Here is a 15791-nt window from a genome sequence, read left to right as displayed (position 1 = left end):
GTCATCCTGCGTCCTGTAAGATCAGATCGGCTGCCCGCATGGCGAGCATCATCGTCGGTGCATTGGTATTGCCCGAGGTGATGTTGGGAAAGGCCGAGGCGTCGACCACCCGCAGCCCCGGCACCCCGTGCACCTGCAACCGCGCGTTCAGCACGGAATCTGCCGCGCCCTGACCCATCCGACAGGTGCATGTCGGGTGATAGACGGTGCCGGCCCTGTTGCGGAATTCGGCCAGCAGGGCGTCATCGTCCATCGTGTCGAACCCGGTCAGCTTGGACGCGGCGGTCAGGGATTGCAAAATGGGTGTGCGCGACAACGCGCGGATGACGCGGCTGGCGCGGACAGCGGCATCGCAATCCTCGTTCGTGGACAGCGAGTTGGGCTGAATGGCGGGCGCATTGCGATAATCGGCAGAGGTGATCTGAACCGATCCACGGCTGGTCGGGCGACAGACCTGAGCCGACAGCAGATAGCCCGGATCGCGGTCCACGATCACCTCTCCGGCCGGAGAGACCTCATAGGATGCGGGGTTGCAGAACAACTGGATATCAGGCGCGTCCTGCCCCGTGCCCGACCGGACAAAACCGCCGACCTGATTGACCGGCACCGCCAGCGGGCCACGCCGTGTCATCACGTAACGCATCCCCGCCGCCAGCCGCCCCAGGGGATGCCCCAGAATGCTGTTCAGCGTCTTTTGGGTGGCGCGGAACTGATAGGACACGGCAAGATGGTCCTGCAGCCCCTGCCCCACCTGCGGCAGGTCGTGGCGCACCGTGATGCCCTGTCCGCGCAGCAGTTCCGCCGGCCCTATGCCCGACAGTTGCAACAGTTGCGGTGAATTGATCGCACCCGCGCTGAGGATCACCTCCTTGCGCGCCGTGACCCGGTGTGTCCGGCCTCCATGCGCATAGCTGAGGCCCACGACGCGGGCGCCGTCGAACTCCAGCCGCATCACATGCGCGCGGGTCTGCAGGGTCACATTGGGACGTTTCAGTGCAGGGCGCAGGAATGCGTCCGCCGATGACCAGCGCATCCCGCGCCGGACATTGCTGCGATAGAACCCGACGCCCTCGGCCCCATCCGCATTCATGTCGTCGATGGCGGCAAACCCTGCCTGCTGCGCGGCGGTCAGAAAATGCCGCGAAAACGGGTTCATCTGATCCGCCAGGTTCTGCACCCAGACAGGACCGCCCGCATCGGGCGCGTCCGACCGCGTCTCCATCCGGTCATAGGTCGACCGCACGTCGCTCCAGCCCCAGCCATCCGCCCCGGCCGCGGCCCAGTCATCGAAATCGCGTGCCTGACCGCGCACATAGGCCATCGCATTGATGGAGCTGGAGCCACCGACGACCTTGCCCCGCGGCCAATAGCTCTTGCGTGCGTTCAGCGCGCCATCGGCCTCGGTGTGATAGCCCCAGTTCAGGGCAGGCTTGGCATAGTTGATGGCATAACCGACGGGTATCTTGATCCAGAACTGGCGGTCGCTGCCGCCTGCCTCCAGGACCAGAATACGATGCTTGCCGCTGGCAGAGATCCGGTCGGCCAGCACGCATCCCGCAGATCCTGCGCCGACGATCACGTAATCAAATTCACTAGCGGTCATGACTGCCGGCCCTCGGACGGTTGTACAGTCCGCTCAAATCATCCGTGCATGAATTGCGCAAACAACGGATATGATCGCTTAGCCCTGATCGATTTTAGGCTTATGGCATTGCGTCAACGACGGAAGCTGCCAAAAGAGGCTGGCACACAACATGGACACGATATGCGCAGGTTGCCCCACGTCACATGGCTCCGCTCGTTCGAGGCGGCGGCGCGGCACAGTTCCTTCAGCTCTGCCGCCGAAGAGCTGAACCTGACGCCTGCCGCGGTCAGCCAACAGATCCGCCTTCTGGAAAAGCATCTGGACATCCAGTTGTTTCGCCGCCTTGCCAAAGGCGTACAGCTGACGGATCTGGGCGTGGCCTATGCGGTCCCCGTGCGAAAGTCCTTTCAGGAGATGCAGGCGGCCACCGATGGCCTGTTTCGCGATCAGCAGCGTTCGGTCATACGCGTCCGCTGCTCGATCTCGTTCGCGGCCCTGATCGTCGCCCCGTTGCTGCGCCAGTTCTGCACGACGCATCCGCAGATAGAGGTGGAACTGTCCACGACGGTCTGGGCAGACCGGATGAACGGCGCACATATCGATCTGGATATCCGCTATGGCGAAGGCGGCTGGACAGAGCACCGCGTCCACCCGCTGCCCGTCGACAGCGCCGTCATCGTCTGCCACCCGGATTACGCCGCCGTCCTTGGCCCAACCCCGGTGGAGGAAATCCTGGCCAAAGCCGCAATTGTCCAGATCGGCGGCTCGGAAACCGACTGGGATCGCCTTTTTGAGCTGTGCGGTTTCCACGGGCCAAGGCCTGCGCATTGGATCAAGGCCGATTCATCGCTGATCGCCCTGCAGATCCTTTCCGCCGGCCATGGCTGCGCGATCATCAGCAAAAGCTTTGCCCGGCGCCATATCGAGGAGGGACGGCTGGTCGCGCCGATGGATCTGGAAATCCCGATGGGCGCGAACTTCAAGCTGGTCGAACATGACGATTCCGCCGGGCGCGCAGACGTCAAACTGTTGGTCGACTGGTTGTTGCGCCAAAAGCTGTGACTGCAGGGAGGCTGCATCTGCCGTCACAGGTCAACGCTCCTGATCGCGCCTCCATTGGCTGCACCGCCGTATCCCGATCTGGCAAGACGGCCTGTCGGGTTCAGTGTCGCCATCCGTCGGTCACGGTGATGCGTGCCGACTTTGCGGCACGGCGCCCCGCGTGCCAGAGGCCGGTTGATGGATCAACACGGTGCAATCCAACACCAGTCCGCGCGTCAGGGTTGCGCAATGCCCGCCTGCGATCACGGTCGGGGCGCGCCCGCACCGACGTCAGCATACCCCGCATCAGGGCCACCGGACGCACAGACCTTTCGCCGCCTGCAACGGGTTTGGGCAACGGCAATCCGGGGTAAGAACGCGTCTTGCCGCGGTCATGCGATAAAGTTGACTGAACCGACCGCCATTGAACGTCGCCGCACTGTTCCGTCACAAACGACGATACGACATGCCGTTGCCCGGTCTGCGCGGTGCCAGCGCACGGCCGATCACCTTTGTCGCAAGGAAACGGGGATCTGCCCATCGACAGGTCGGCACAGGACCGGTCCCGCCTGTCTGGTCGCAAATACTGCCGTCGTCCAACGGACATGCGGATCACCGGGCCGCCACATCGGAGAAAAACGCAGGGGTCGACATTTCCGCTCTGTTCGCAAGGTTCCCGCAAGCTTGGGCGCGCATGACTGACCGCATCGAAACACGATGACGGAGACCACCATGCGGACCCCCCTTGCTGCTCTGCTGCTGGCCGGACTGGCCTGCCCTGCCCTTGCGTCCGAACGCTGCGACGTACCGCGCGCCGAATGGCGCACAGTGGAGGAATTGACCAACGACCTGACGGCGCAAGGCTGGACGGTCAACAACATCAAGACCGAGGACGGCTGCTACGAGGTCTATGGCCATGACCAGACCGGCGCCCGGGTCGAGACCTTTTTCAATCCCGCCACGTTCGAGGCGGTGGGCAGTGATGACTGACAAGATCCCGGTATGGGACGGCTTTGTCCGTCTGTTCCACTGGTCGTTGGTCGCATTGATCGCCGGGGGCTGGCTGACAGCGGACGGGCCGAAAATCTGGCACGAATGGTTGGGCCATGCCACCGCCGCCCTGATTGCGGCGCGCGTTGTCTGGGGGCTGGTCGGCCCCCGCCATGCCCGCTTCACGGATTTCGTCCGTGGGCCGCGCGTCGTGCGGGCCTATCTGCGCGACCTGTGGCACGGGCGGGAACGCCGCTCTCTGGGTCACAACCCGGCTGGCGGGGCGATGATCGTGGCGCTGCTGCTGGCCGTGGCGGGTACCATCCTGACCGGCTGGCTGCAGACGACCGATGCCTTTTGGGGATCATCCGCAATGGAAACGGTCCATGGGGCGTTTGCCGGCCTGATCCTGTTGCTGGCGGCGCTGCATGTTGCGGGCGTCCTGGTCGAGAGCCTGCGCCACCGGGAAAACCTGGTTCTGTCAATGCTGACGGGCACCAAACGTGCGCTGTCGGACAAGGATCGCCCATGATCGTGCGCCTGTTGAAACGGGTCGCCGTAACGCTGGCGATCGGGTTGGTCATTGCGGGCATTGCCGCGGTCGGATGGGCGGGCTGGCTGCAACACACGGGCAACCTGCATGCGGTCGTCGCGGGACAGGTCTATCGCTCGGCCCAGCCCTCGGGACAGCGCCTGTCGACCTGGACGACGGCATATGGGTTTCGCAGCGTCCTGAACCTGCGCGGACAATCCGATGCGACCTGGTATCGGCAGGAACGCCGCGAGGCCCGGCGGCTGAACCTGCACCATGTCGATTTCGCGATGAGCGACGATCAGCAGATGACCCCCGCCCGCGCCGCAGACCTGATATCACTGCTGCACGCGCTGCCCAAACCCCTGCTGATCCATTGCAAGGCCGGGGCCGACCGCACCGGCCTTGCCGCGGCGCTGTATCTGGCCAGCCTTGGACATCCCGAAGCCGAGGCCGAGGCGCAGATCTCGTTCCAATACGGCCATGTATCGCTGCCTGTCAGCGCCGCCTGGCCCATGAACCTCAGTTGGGAAGCACTGGAGCCCTCCCTTGGATACGACAGTTGAAAACACTGCGATGACCGCAACCGACATCCCGACACGACCCATCCATCCGGCCAATCAGCGCCGCCGCATCAATGTGCTGCGCGCGCTGTTCCTGGCGGCCATGCCGCTGGTTCTGGTCGGTTATCCCCTGTGGCCGGCCCTGCCCGCGGCGGCGCTGCATGTCACCGGCACGATCATGATCTTTGCGGCGATACTGGGCCGGTTCTGGGCAACGCTGTACATTGGCGGGCGCAAGAACGACCAGCTGTTGCAGGACGGGCCCTATTCCATCTGCCGCCACCCCCTGTATCTGTTTTCCGTCATCGGCATCACCGGCTTTGGGCTGGCGTTGGAAAGCCTGATGCTGGCCTGCCTCTTCGGGCTGGCGGGCGCTGCCGTGCTGCATGACATCGCCACGCGCGAAGAGCGCTTTCTGCAGGCCCGTTTCGGGGCGGTTCACGACACATATCGCGCCCGCGTTCCGATGATCCGCCCACGGCTGTCGCATTTTCACAGCGCCGCACAGGTGCAGGTGCGACCCCAGTTGCTGTGGCGCAATGGGCGCGATGCCCTGGTCTTTCTGGCGGCCCTTCCGTTGGCAGAGGCGATCGATCTGACCCATCGCATGGGGCACCTGACCCTGCTGGCGCTGTGGTAGGCGGGTATCAGGGCGACCAGTGGCGGTCAGAAACGCAACACCACCGTCGCCCTTCCCGTGGCCATGACGTGATCCACCGCGATGCCCTGTGCGCCCGCCAACTGTGCCACGATCGCCAGCCCCAGTCCGGCTCCCTGCGACATCGCCGATTTCTCGAATGTCGCATGGCGGAACACGGCCCCCGGACCAACCGCATTCGAAATGCTCAGCACCGGCCCGGCCTGCAACAGCACCCGGATATCGCCGGTCCCATGGGCCGCGGCATTGGCCAGCAGATTGCGCAGGATCATCGCCAGCGCATCGGGATCAACCGGGACCGGCACATGCGCCTGTTCGCCATCGTCAAAGATCACCGGGATGCCGGTTTCGGTGATCACCAGACGCACCACCCGCACCAGATCACAGGTGCCCCTGCCCGCGCCTGCGCCCGGATCCACGGCCTCGGCACGCGCCAGCTGCAGCAGACGCTCGACCAGATGACCCATCCGTCCAAGCGCGCCCGCCAGCCGATCCGCCGCGTTCGCATCGGCCAGTCCCGCGGCAATCAGTTGCGCCTGTGCCGATGCGGCAGCCAGCGGTGTCCGCAATTCGTGGGCGGCATTGGTCGCGAATTGGCGCTCCGCGTCGATCCGCGTGCGGATGATGTCCAGATAGCCGTTCAGCGCCTGGGGAATGGGTGTCAGCTCGACCGGCAGGTTTGGGGCGGCGACCGGCGACAGGTCCTGTGCCGACCGCCTGCGCAGGGCGTTCGCGAATGCCGTGGCCGGGCGCAGGGCCGACCCCACCGCCCCCCGGACCGCAACCAGCGATGCCACAAGCACCGGCAACATCAGCGCGACCAGCCAGCCCAGACTTTCGACCAGCTCTTCGCGCCGCCATGCGCCACTTTGGCCGACCTCGACCGTGACCGGGCCGTCCGTCAGCCGAAACACCCGCCAGCGGCCGCGGTCCTGGCCGCCATCGTCTGTCAGGGGCGGCCATGGCGCGTCAGAGATCAGCCGACCCGCATCCGACAGACGAATCGCCACCTCGTCGCCGGGCGCGACCGGGCCGATCTGTCCGGCCCCCTGATACAGCGCCAGTGACAGGCGCGCGGCGGCCGCAAGGCTTTCATCCATCAGCTCTGACATTTCATGGGCGATCACCGTCGCGGCCAGGGCCACACCTGCCAGCCATGCCAGGCAGGCCCCCGTCACCACCCGGCGCACCAGACGACCGCCCAGGGACCATGCCGCCGTCATGCAATCAGATACCCAAATCCCCGTCGCGTCTGAATGACGTCCGCACCCAGCTTGGCGCGCAGGCGCGACACATAGACCTCGACAGCGTTCCCCTCGATCGCATCGTCAAAGGTATAGAGCCGCTCCTCCAGAACCGGTTTCGACAACACCCTGCCCCGCGCCGACAGCAATGCATCAAACAGCGCCCATTCGCGCGAGGTCAGGCGTATCTCGGTCTCTCCGCGATACAGGCGTGCGCCGCCCCGGTCGATCCGCAGGCCCCCCAGACGGCTCTCCGTTCCCGGATCGCCCATTGCGCGGCGGGCATGGGCGCGCAGCCGCGCCTCGATCTCGGCCAGATCATAGGGTTTCACAACGTAATCGTCGGCTCCAGCATCCAGCCCCGCAATGCGTTCCGATATCTGGTCACGCGCCGTCGCAATGATCACCGGCACCCGGTTGCCGCCCCGCCGCAGGGCGCGCAACAGCATCAGCCCCGACCCGTCCGGCAGTGCCAGATCCAACAGGACCGCGTCAAAAACCGCCACGTCCAACGCCGCGCGCGCGCCGTCCAGATCGGGCGCGTGATCGACCGCATGACCCTGTGCCCGCAGGAACCGGGTCAACGCATCGGCAATATCAGCCTCATCCTCTATCAACAGAACGCGCATGGCAGATTTCCCTGAGCTTTGCATACAGGTGCAGGGCCGTGCCGGCCTGATCAATCACAATCGTCCGGTCATGAAAATATTGCGCCACCGGGGCGATCTGCAAGGTTGTTGCAAGGTTCGCGTGTCAGGGCGCGATCACGAACCACAGACAGAGGTCCGGTCATTCACGCACGACACCCTTCATCGGACCATGCCCCGCGTCGAACGACGCCGGCGTTCGGGGCGACCGTTGCACCGTTCGGTGCCGCCAGCCTGCGGACCGTGAGACGCGGCCTGTCCCAGGGCTATTCGCGCCGCGATGGGGGTTCGCGCGCTGATGTTTCCCGGCAGGCAGGTGATCCCGATCCACGGGTATCGGCCACCGCCTGCCCGTGGCCGCCCCGCCCCGACATCGCCCAAACCCCACGCCGGCAGCGGCGCGCCGTGATCGGAACCAGCCGCGACAGGCACGCGAATGGCAAAACCGGCATTCCGCTGCAAAGCGTCGCGGTTCGGGCACCGTTGGCGCGTTACGGGCGTTTACCACCAGAATGGCGCAATGTTGCGCCTTATACCGCGCGCCTTTCCGTTTCGGTCGGGCCCCAGCTACGAATGACAGGTGCTTTATGACCCCTTTGGATGACAACAGGCCACGGCTGCTGTCCATTGCCACGGCGACGCCGCCTAACCTGCTGCATCAGCAGGATATCCTGACGGAATCGCGGGCCCTGCTGCAATCGCGGTTTGCCCAGTTCGACCGGCTTGCGCCGGCATTCCTGAATGCAGGCATCGACACCCGCCATTCGGTAGTGCCCTTGGGGTGGTTCCGTGAGACGCATGGATGGGTGGACCGGACGCAGGCCTATGCGGACGGCGCCACGCGGCTGTTCTGCGACGCCGCGGGTCAGGCGCTTGAACAGGCGGGGCTGCGCGCCGATCAGGTCGATGTAATCGTGACCGTGTCCTCGACCGGAATCGTCACGCCCACGCTGGAGGCGCTGAGCGCAAAGCAGATGGGGTTTCGACCGGATGTCGTGCGGGTGCCCGTCTTTGGTCTGGGCTGCGCCGGGGGCGTGTCGGGTCTGGCGATCGCCGCCGATCTGGCAGTGGCCCGTCCCGCCGCGGTCGTGCTGATGGTCGCGGTCGAAACCTGCACCGTCCTGTTCCGGCTGGACCGTCTGGCCAAGGCCGACATCATTGCCACGGCCCTGTTTGGCGATGGCGCGGCGGCCGTCGTGCTGCGCGCCGGCGTTGCCGCAGATGGTCCCCGCCCCCGGATCGGGCAGGGTCGCCAGCACATGTGGCCCGACACCCTGGGCATCATGGGCTGGACGGTCGAGGAAACCGGCCTGGGCGTCATCTTCGACCGATCAATCCCCGCCTTTGCCGAGGCGGAGTTGCGCAGCGCGATGAACGGCCTGTTGCCCGATGATCCCGTGGACCGCTATGTGTGCCATCCGGGCGGCGCCAAGGTCATCACGGCCTTGGAAACCACGCTGTCACTGCCGGACGGGTCGCTGGACGCGGAACGACAGGTTCTTGCGCGCAACGGCAACATGTCGGCGCCGACTGTCCTGTTCGTGCTGGATCAGGTTCTGCGCGACGGTGCCACCGGGTCGCTGGTGGCACTTGCGCTTGGCCCGGGCTTTACGCTGTCGGTTCTGCCGATCACGGTCGACACACATGACTGAGCATGCATTGGCCGTTGCCTTCATCGCGTTTCTGCTGCTCCAGCGGGGTGCGGAACTGGTGCTGGCCCGGCGGAACACACGTCGCCTTCTGGCGCGTGGCGCGGTCGAACACGGTCGCGGGCACTATCCCCTGATCGTGGCGATGCATGCGGCATGGCTGCTGGCCATCTGTGTCTGGGGTTGGTCGAACACAGTCAGCCCCGGCTGGTTCGCCGCGTTCGTCGTCCTGCAGGGCCTAAGGATCTGGGTGCTGGCCAGCCTTGGGTCGCGGTGGACCACCAGGATCATCGTGCTGGACGAACCGCTGGTGATAAAGGGTCCGTATCGCTGGCTGTCCCATCCGAACTATATGGTTGTCATCGCGGAAATCATCGTCGCGCCGATGGTTCTGGGCCTGTGGGCGGTGGCGATCGTCTTTACCGTGCTGAACGCTATCGTCCTGAAGATCCGCATCCGCAGCGAAGGCCAGGCGATCCGCCCTCCGGCATGACGCCACCGTCGGGAGGGTGCTTATGATCCGACCGGCAAGCACGGATATACCCACCGCCTTGTCGGCAACAACCCATGCCCGTCACATCGGGAGGGGTCGCGGTCTTGCCGCCCGTGGCGCGGGTCCGGTCCCGACCTCAGCGATGCGCCAGATAGTCCGCAGAGACATATCCCGCAACGCTTGGCCTGTCGGTCAGCGTGACCCGACACCAGACCTTGCCGGCGTTCGTCACACAGCGCTGCCGGGTCAGACGCGTTCCGTCAGGCAGACCGATGATGATGTTGTGCTCCAGCCCGGGACCCTCGCGCAGCTTCAGAAGCTCATCGGGTCCGGCGCCTGCAACGACGGCGCCCGATCCGACCGCGCAGCCGGTGGCGATCACAACAGCCAGAATAGCAGCAAAATGAACTCGCATTGTCAGACCTCGAACGTTTCCGCGTCATTACGACACCATGGCCGCAGATGACAACAATCAGGTTGCGAACGCTGCGCCGTGCACCGACCGCAATCGCGTGGTAAAATGGCATCGCATAGACCCTGACATCGCGCCGACACGTCGCGATATGGTCGCCGCTGACCGCAACAGGGTCGCCATGATATTGTATCTGCACAAGCGCGGATGGTACGAAGCGGCGATTGCCTCAACCTCTTCCCCCGGCTCAGAGTTCATGGGTTGATGGCGCACAATCGGTCCATTTATCCCGCGAACCGTTGCCGTGCGTCGATGGACGGCGGGCCTCGAATGCCACGATCCATGGCGATCACCATGACATCGCAGCGTGATGAAACATGGACCAGCCCCGTTCCTATACAATCGCTGGATTCATCGCAGTGTCAGCAAGATCTGTTTCCTGACCACGACAGGCCACGCCTTTGGGAAGATCACTCCACAGATGATCATGATACCTGCGACCAGTTTCGGTACGCGGCGCACAATTTTCTTGCAGAAAATGGGTCGCCCCTGCGACATTGATCGCCAAACCGATGCGGGTACTGCGCAGGCCAAGATGGGATCGCGATCTGCGACGCAACGCTGTCTGCTCACGGCTTTGGCGTCGTGGCAGCCCCAGGGATCATAACGAACGCTTGGCCATTGCCGACATCGAACCGGCAGGGCATGCGATGGCACGTTTCCTCTGAATGTCAATGACCGAACGAACAGGGTATCGCACCTGCAAAAACGCCCGCGCCGATGTGCTGAACACCATCGAATGTTCCCATGACCCGCTGCGCCGCCATACGATGCCAGGATAATTCAGTCCGGTACAGTTCGGACCACATGCCCTGCTGACGGAAGTTGCCGTCCATGAACCACGCAGCAGATCACCTCGGTCCCGCAGGCGGATCAGAGGGACACCGCGACCATATACCGTGACCCCATGGATATTGCCTGACCCCTACGCCCCCGGGAAGTCAGGTCAGGGTTTGACGGGTGGCAGCGGGCCTAACCACATCTGGGCAGGGTACGATGCCGGACCAAAAGCGGCGGGGATAAACACAGGTGCGGGACGCGACGCCACGCCGCGAACGACGTGCGTCGGGCCGTGACGGCCACTGTCAACGCGACCCGGACCCAGCACGCCGCCATACCTATGGGCGGCACGGCTGGGCAGGCGATCGTACCGTCCGCGGGGCGGATCGGGACAATCGGACGGGGCGCAGTTGCCGGGATTCAGGCGCTACAGATCCTCGATGCGGATACGCGCACGAGAGCCGCCCAACGATTGGAACGCCCGCTGGCGGCAGGTCAGGACCAGCACCTGCTGGTCGGCGGCAACACGGTGCAGGGCGGTGAACATCGCCTCGATCCGGTCGTCGTCGGTATGAACCAACGCGTCGTCTAGGATCACTGGGACCGGTCGCCCGGCCTGCGCGAACAGCCGCGCAAAGGCCAGCCGCGTCAGGATCGCCACCTGTTCGCGGGTGCCCCCCGACAGGATGTCCAGCGCCTCGGCCTGGCCGTCGCGTGTCAGGGCATGGGGCAACAGGGTCTGGTCGTCGATCTGCAACGCCGCCCCCGGATACAGGATCGACAACAGCGGCTGCAACTCGCGCAGGACCGGCTTGAAATAGGCGTCGCGCTGGCGCGTGCGCGCCTGGTCCAGCGTGTCGCGCAACCGCGTCAGGGCGGCCATCTCGGCCCCATAGCGGTCGGCGCGGGCCTGTGCCTCGGCGCGCTGGCCGGACAGTTCGTCCAGTGTCTCCTCGATCCCCTCCTCGGCCAGCACCTCGATCCGGGTGTTCAGCGTGGCCAGATCACGCGCCATCGCATCGGCGTCACGGCGGGCCTGTTCAGCGGCGCTGGTTGCCCGCGACAATGCGGCCTGGGCGGTGATCAGGTCCGGGGCCGCATCGGCCAGGGTGCCACACAGCCGTGCGGCCTCGGCGCTGCGGGCCGATAGGTCGGGCAGCGTCGCCGCCAGCGCATCCAGATGCGCCACCAGATCGTCCATCGAGCCCGCCTCGGCCACGACATCGGCCATGGCGCGTTCGGCGGACCGGCGCTCTCCCTCGGCATCGGCGCGGGCTTCGCCAGCAACGGTGGCCGCATCATGCGCGCTGCGAGCAAGGGCCTGCGCCTGGGTTTCGGCGGCGTCGGCGGCGGTCAACAGGGGCTCCAGCGTGGCCGCATCCTCGGCGTCGGCGGGGACGTCTGCGGCCTCGGCGGTGGCAAGCGCCAGCGCCTCGCGCATCGCATCCAACCCCTGCGGCGACAGATCGTCCAACGCCTGCGCCCCCTGTCGCAACGCATCGTCCAGACGCGTCGCGCGGTTCAGCCGGTCACGCGCCTCGGCCAGATCGGCCGCCCCGCAATCGTGCAGCGCCTGCGCAACGTCGCCCTGCGCCTGCGCCAGATCAGCAGCCAACGCCGCCCCCTGCGCGGCCCCGGGATCGACGCTGATCGCGCCAAACCCCGGCAGCGATACCCGCATGCGCCCCGGCACGGCCCACACACCGTCGACGGCCGTCCCGTCGTCCAGCATCGCGTGCGGACCGTCCGCGTGGAATTCGATCGTCACCGCCTGCGCCTCGGCCCGCGCGACCAGTCGGTCCAGCACCGTCTGCGCCTGATCCAGCCGCGCCATCGCCTTGGGCGTGATGATCAACCGCGCACGCTGTGCCCGGTCGGCGTGCAGTTGCGCCTGCAACGCCTGCGCGCGGTCCAGCCGATGGGTCAGATCGGCCACGCGCGCCCGCGCCGCCAGGGCCAGCCGTGCCTGCTGCGCCCGTGTCAGGCGGCTGCGCAAATCACGTGCGGCCTGCGCTGATTGACGGTGCGCATCGGCAGCGTCGGCGTCGCGCAGGGACAATGTCCGGGCCCGGTCGCGGGCGGCAACGGCACGCGTCTCGGCCACGCGCAACGTTTCGCGGGCTTGGGTGACACGGTCGGACAGCTGGCGGATCTGATCAATCTGCTGGCGGGCCGCCGTCTCGACCACCCGGGCCAGCTGAAGCTCCTGCTGGGCCTGCGCAAGGCGGTCGGCATGCTTGCGGGCAACCTGATGCGCCTCTTCGGCCTCTGCGACGGCGGACAGACGCGCGCGGGCGGCGTCCGGATCGGTCAGGCGGGCCAGCATGCGCATCACCTCGGACCGGCGGGCCAGATCACCGGACAGGCGCGCGGCCTTGTCACGGGCCTCGACCTCTGCACGCGACAGGCGCTCGGCGTCGTCCAGCGCGCGATGCCATTCGCCGCCCGCTTTGGGCCGCCCCGTGGCGGTGGCCAGCCGCGCCATCTCCTGTCCCACACGGTCCAGGACGGCATCCATGCGCCGCCCCCCGGTCATCATGTCGATCTCTCCGGCGACCGAAGACAACAGATCCCGCCGGGTCCCCAGGTTGCGGTCCCGGTCTTGTCTATCGGCCGCGCTGCTGCCTTCGGGTTCCAGCCCCAACAGGCCCTGACGCACCCATAACAGGCCCGACGGCCCCGCCAACCCGCCGTCCAGCATGCGGTCGATCCACGCCTCGGCCTCGTCCTCCTGCGCGATCAGGCGTCCCTGCGCGTCGGTGATCCGCGCCTGCGCCCGCGACAGGAACCGCTTGTGGATGCGGAACCGCCCCTGCGGCAGGTCGATGTCGACCGCAACCTCGGGCGCGCCGCCGGCATGGGGCTGCAGCGCCTTGACGGGGGCGCGGCTGCTGCGGTGTCGTTCGAAAAATAGCGCGTGCAGCGCATCAAAGAACGTCGACTTGCCGAATTCGTTCGGCTCGGACAGCACGGTGATGCCGTCGCCCAGATCGGTCAGCACCGCCCGGCGTCCGGCAAAACGGCGGACATTGGTCAGCTCGATCCCGCGCAGTTTCATGCCTGAACCTCCTGCGCAAAGCTGTACAGCCGCGACAGCGCCGCGGCAGAGATGTCGCGATCCGCCTGCGACCGCTGCGGGTCGGTCATGTCGGCCAACAGGGTGTCGGCGGCATGGCGCAACGCGCCCGCACGGTCGATCAGGTCCAGATCATCGGGCCGCGCCTCGACCTGCAACGCGGACAGGTCGGCCGCAAACCAACCGTAATCAGGCGCGATCGCCTGCAGGGCTGCGTCCAGCGCGGCGCGGTCCGACATCGCCAAACGGCCCCCGGCGGTCACGCTGACCAGATGATCGCGCGCCCGTTCCGTGGGCAGCGCCCGGGTCAGCGCGGCCCGGGTATCGGCACCGGGCAGCAGGTCCAGATGCGGGCGGGTCCACCGGAACTGACCGATGGGCACCGGCTGCGCGGTGACCTGCCCGCCCAGATCGACCAACAGCGCCCCCGCCGGGCCGTCATGTTTGAAGCTGTCGGCCTCGGGCGCGCCCGAATACCAGGTAGCGGGGCCGATCTGGCGCTGTCCGTGCCAGTCGCCAAGGGCCAGATAGTCCAGCCCCGACCGGGCCGCGCGATCAGGTGGGATGATCCCCGCGCGCCCATCACCGTCGTCGAAATCGGTGACCGGGCCATGGCCCAGCCCGACACGCCGCACGCCCTCTGGCGTGGCGGCGTCCATCGCCTGCGTCAGGTCGCGCCCGGCGCGGCGCTGCGTGCAGGGCGCGGGCAGCAACCAGACGTCGCCCGCCAGCGCCACGGGGTTGTCGTCCAGCAGCGGTTGCAGGTTGGCCGGCCCGTCGGTCGCGATGCGCCGCCACAGTTCCGTCGCGGCCAGGCTGTCGTGGTTGCCGGGCAGCATGATCCAGCGGATGTCGGCCTCGTCCGCCATCGCCCGCAACGCCTGGCGCAGGGTGTCCGGCGCCGGAGTTTCCGCGTCAAAACTGTCGCCAGCCAGCAGCACGACTTGTGCACCCCCCTGCCGGGCAGCCTGCGCCAGCCGACCGATCGCGGCATGCCGGGCCTCGCGCAGGCGGTTGCGGATACCCTCGGGATAGCCGCCAAATGGCTTGCCCAAATGCAGATCGGACGCATGCAGAAACCGGAATGTCATCTATGAAAATCCTTGTCGGTCACTCAGGTCGCGGTCAGGGTCGCAGCTTGATCTGCAACCGCAGCGGATCGTCGCCCATATCAAACGCCGCTTCGTCAAATCGCGGTGGGCGAAGGCGCGGCGCGGGCCTGACGGAAATGCCCCACCGCTCCTGCGGCATGCCCAGAACATTCGTGTCCAACCGCCCGTTGGCATTCGCATCATGCAGCACCGCCACGGCATAGCGTCCGGGCGCCACGCCGTCGAACGTACAGACGGCCGATCCCCCATGGGGCGATGCGGCAGCATGGGCCGCGCCCGGTCCATCGGGAAACCCCCCGGGATCGGCGTGCAGGCTGCAGGCCAGCAACCCGCTGTCCTTTGGAATCCCCGTCACCATCACGTCGATGCTGGCGGCGTGGGCAGGCGCGGCCAGGGCGGTGGCGGCGATCAGCGCCGTGATCCCGATCCTGCGACAATGCTGCATTCGTTCCCCCGTGGCGTCCCGACCCGACATGGCGGGCAGGTCACCACGAAATGCGGTCCGGAACAACCTGTGCTGGGTGCCGCCATGCCAATGGCCGCGCCTTTGCGGGCGCGGCCATCCACAAGTCATCGTGATCCCGGCTCAGATCTGGCGTTCAGGCATCTGCACGACCAAGCCGTCAAGCTCCTCGGTCACCTTGATCTGGCATGTCAGGCGCGACCGTTCCGGGTCAGGCTTGTACGCGAAATCTAGCATGTCCTGTTCCATCGGATCACGCGCCGGCAGCTTGTCCGTCCACTCGGGCGCCACATAGACATGGCAGGTCGAACAGGCGCATGCTCCGCCGCAATCGGCATCGATTCCGGGGATGCCGTTGTCGCGTGCACCCTCCATCACGGTCATGCCGGGGCGAACCTCGACCTGGTGGCGGGTTCCGTTGTGTTCGATATAGGTGATCTTCGCCATGCGTATCTGTTCCCTTGTGTTCCGCAAGAACTACTTAAT

Annotated in this window: 17 protein-coding genes; 8 read left to right on the top strand and 9 right to left on the bottom strand. The window is 66.3% G+C overall.

The window, feature by feature from the left end; translation table 11 throughout:
• Nucleotide 1: 1 nt before the first annotated feature.
• A complete protein-coding gene (locus ACJJVR_RS12325; RefSeq protein WP_405404958.1) occupies nt 2-1603 on the bottom strand; it encodes a GMC family oxidoreductase in 1602 nt (533 codons plus the stop codon).
• 162 nt (nt 1604-1765) lie between these two features.
• Here ACJJVR_RS12325 and ACJJVR_RS12320 point away from each other — a divergent pair, with 162 nt between their 5' ends.
• From ACJJVR_RS12320 to ACJJVR_RS12300, 5 genes are all read left to right on the top strand, one after another.
• Nucleotides 1766-2647 carry a LysR substrate-binding domain-containing protein gene (locus ACJJVR_RS12320; RefSeq protein ID WP_405404957.1) on the top strand — a complete coding sequence of 294 codons (882 nt, stop codon included), beginning with the start codon at nt 1766-1768 and terminating at the stop codon, nt 2645-2647.
• A gap of 711 nt (nt 2648-3358) precedes the next feature.
• The gene (locus tag ACJJVR_RS12315) at nt 3359-3616 is read left to right on the top strand and encodes a PepSY domain-containing protein (protein WP_405404956.1); all 258 of its coding nucleotides are present in this window, start codon (nt 3359-3361) and stop codon (nt 3614-3616) included.
• Nucleotides 3609-4148, top strand: a complete 540-nt coding sequence (locus ACJJVR_RS12310; protein ID WP_405404955.1) for a cytochrome b/b6 domain-containing protein — start codon at nt 3609-3611, stop codon at nt 4146-4148. Before ACJJVR_RS12315 ends, ACJJVR_RS12310 begins: the two co-directional genes overlap by 8 nt.
• Complete coding sequence (locus tag ACJJVR_RS12305; RefSeq protein WP_405404954.1) at nt 4145-4714, top strand: tyrosine-protein phosphatase; 570 nt, start codon at nt 4145-4147, stop codon at nt 4712-4714. Before ACJJVR_RS12310 ends, ACJJVR_RS12305 begins: the two co-directional genes overlap by 4 nt.
• A 10-nt stretch (nt 4715-4724) precedes the next feature.
• A complete protein-coding gene (locus tag ACJJVR_RS12300) occupies nt 4725-5351 on the top strand; it encodes a methyltransferase family protein (protein WP_405404953.1) in 627 nt (208 codons plus the stop codon).
• A 26-nt stretch (nt 5352-5377) separates the two neighbouring features.
• On the opposite strand, the gene ACJJVR_RS12295 is transcribed toward ACJJVR_RS12300, so the two are convergent.
• Genes ACJJVR_RS12295 through ACJJVR_RS12285 form a run of 3 tightly spaced genes read right to left on the bottom strand, consistent with a single transcriptional unit; the run spans nt 5378 to nt 7345 of the window.
• Nucleotides 5378-6592 carry a sensor histidine kinase gene (locus tag ACJJVR_RS12295; RefSeq protein ID WP_405404952.1) on the bottom strand — a complete coding sequence of 405 codons (1215 nt, stop codon included), beginning with the start codon at nt 6590-6592 and terminating at the stop codon, nt 5378-5380.
• The gene (locus ACJJVR_RS12290; protein ID WP_405404950.1) at nt 6589-7242 is read right to left on the bottom strand and encodes a response regulator transcription factor; all 654 of its coding nucleotides are present in this window, start codon (nt 7240-7242) and stop codon (nt 6589-6591) included. Before ACJJVR_RS12290 ends, ACJJVR_RS12295 begins: the two co-directional genes overlap by 4 nt.
• Nucleotides 7217-7345: a hypothetical protein gene (locus tag ACJJVR_RS12285; RefSeq protein WP_405404948.1), complete on the bottom strand. Its 129-nt coding sequence runs from the start codon at nt 7343-7345 to the stop codon at nt 7217-7219. Before ACJJVR_RS12285 ends, ACJJVR_RS12290 begins: the two co-directional genes overlap by 26 nt.
• Nucleotides 7346-7847: 502 nt before the next feature.
• Between ACJJVR_RS12285 and ACJJVR_RS12280 the strand changes: the two genes are divergently transcribed.
• Both ACJJVR_RS12280 and ACJJVR_RS12275 read left to right on the top strand, forming a co-directional pair.
• Nucleotides 7848-8912: a type III polyketide synthase gene (locus tag ACJJVR_RS12280; protein ID WP_405404946.1), complete on the top strand. Its 1065-nt coding sequence runs from the start codon at nt 7848-7850 to the stop codon at nt 8910-8912.
• Nucleotides 8905-9402 carry an isoprenylcysteine carboxyl methyltransferase family protein gene (locus ACJJVR_RS12275; RefSeq protein WP_405404945.1) on the top strand — a complete coding sequence of 166 codons (498 nt, stop codon included), beginning with the start codon at nt 8905-8907 and terminating at the stop codon, nt 9400-9402. Before ACJJVR_RS12280 ends, ACJJVR_RS12275 begins: the two co-directional genes overlap by 8 nt.
• A gap of 136 nt (nt 9403-9538) precedes the next feature.
• Here ACJJVR_RS12275 and ACJJVR_RS12270 read toward each other — a convergent pair whose 3' ends face one another.
• Nucleotides 9539-9817: an SH3 domain-containing protein gene (locus tag ACJJVR_RS12270; RefSeq protein ID WP_405404944.1), complete on the bottom strand. Its 279-nt coding sequence runs from the start codon at nt 9815-9817 to the stop codon at nt 9539-9541.
• A 37-nt stretch (nt 9818-9854) separates the two neighbouring features.
• Between ACJJVR_RS12270 and ACJJVR_RS12265 the strand changes: the two genes are divergently transcribed.
• Entirely contained in the window at nt 9855-10079 is a 225-nt protein-coding gene (locus ACJJVR_RS12265) for a hypothetical protein (protein ID WP_405404942.1), read from the top strand.
• 1002 nt (nt 10080-11081) lie between these two features.
• Here ACJJVR_RS12265 and ACJJVR_RS12260 read toward each other — a convergent pair.
• The 4 genes from ACJJVR_RS12260 to ACJJVR_RS12245 form a co-directional block, all read right to left on the bottom strand.
• Nucleotides 11082-13712 carry a chromosome segregation protein SMC gene (locus ACJJVR_RS12260; protein WP_405404941.1) on the bottom strand — a complete coding sequence of 877 codons (2631 nt, stop codon included), beginning with the start codon at nt 13710-13712 and terminating at the stop codon, nt 11082-11084.
• Nucleotides 13709-14821 (bottom strand): exonuclease SbcCD subunit D, encoded by a 1113-nt coding sequence (locus tag ACJJVR_RS12255; protein ID WP_405404940.1) that lies wholly within the window; start codon nt 14819-14821, stop codon nt 13709-13711. Before ACJJVR_RS12255 ends, ACJJVR_RS12260 begins: the two co-directional genes overlap by 4 nt.
• 34 nt (nt 14822-14855) lie before the next feature.
• Nucleotides 14856-15287, bottom strand: coding sequence for a DUF2141 domain-containing protein (locus ACJJVR_RS12250; RefSeq protein ID WP_405404938.1), 432 nt, complete (start codon nt 15285-15287; stop codon nt 14856-14858).
• Nucleotides 15288-15428: 141 nt separating this feature from the next.
• A complete protein-coding gene (locus ACJJVR_RS12245) occupies nt 15429-15752 on the bottom strand; it encodes a 2Fe-2S iron-sulfur cluster-binding protein (protein ID WP_405404937.1) in 324 nt (107 codons plus the stop codon).
• Between the last annotated feature and the right edge of the window lie 39 nt (nt 15753-15791).

The sequence above is a fragment of the Paracoccus sp. Ld10 genome, from assembly GCF_045064235.1.
In the GTDB taxonomy this organism is placed as follows: Bacteria; Pseudomonadota; Alphaproteobacteria; order Rhodobacterales; family Rhodobacteraceae; genus Paracoccus.
Note: the sequence above shows the minus strand (reverse complement) of the source record. Positions and strands in the feature narration are given on the sequence as shown.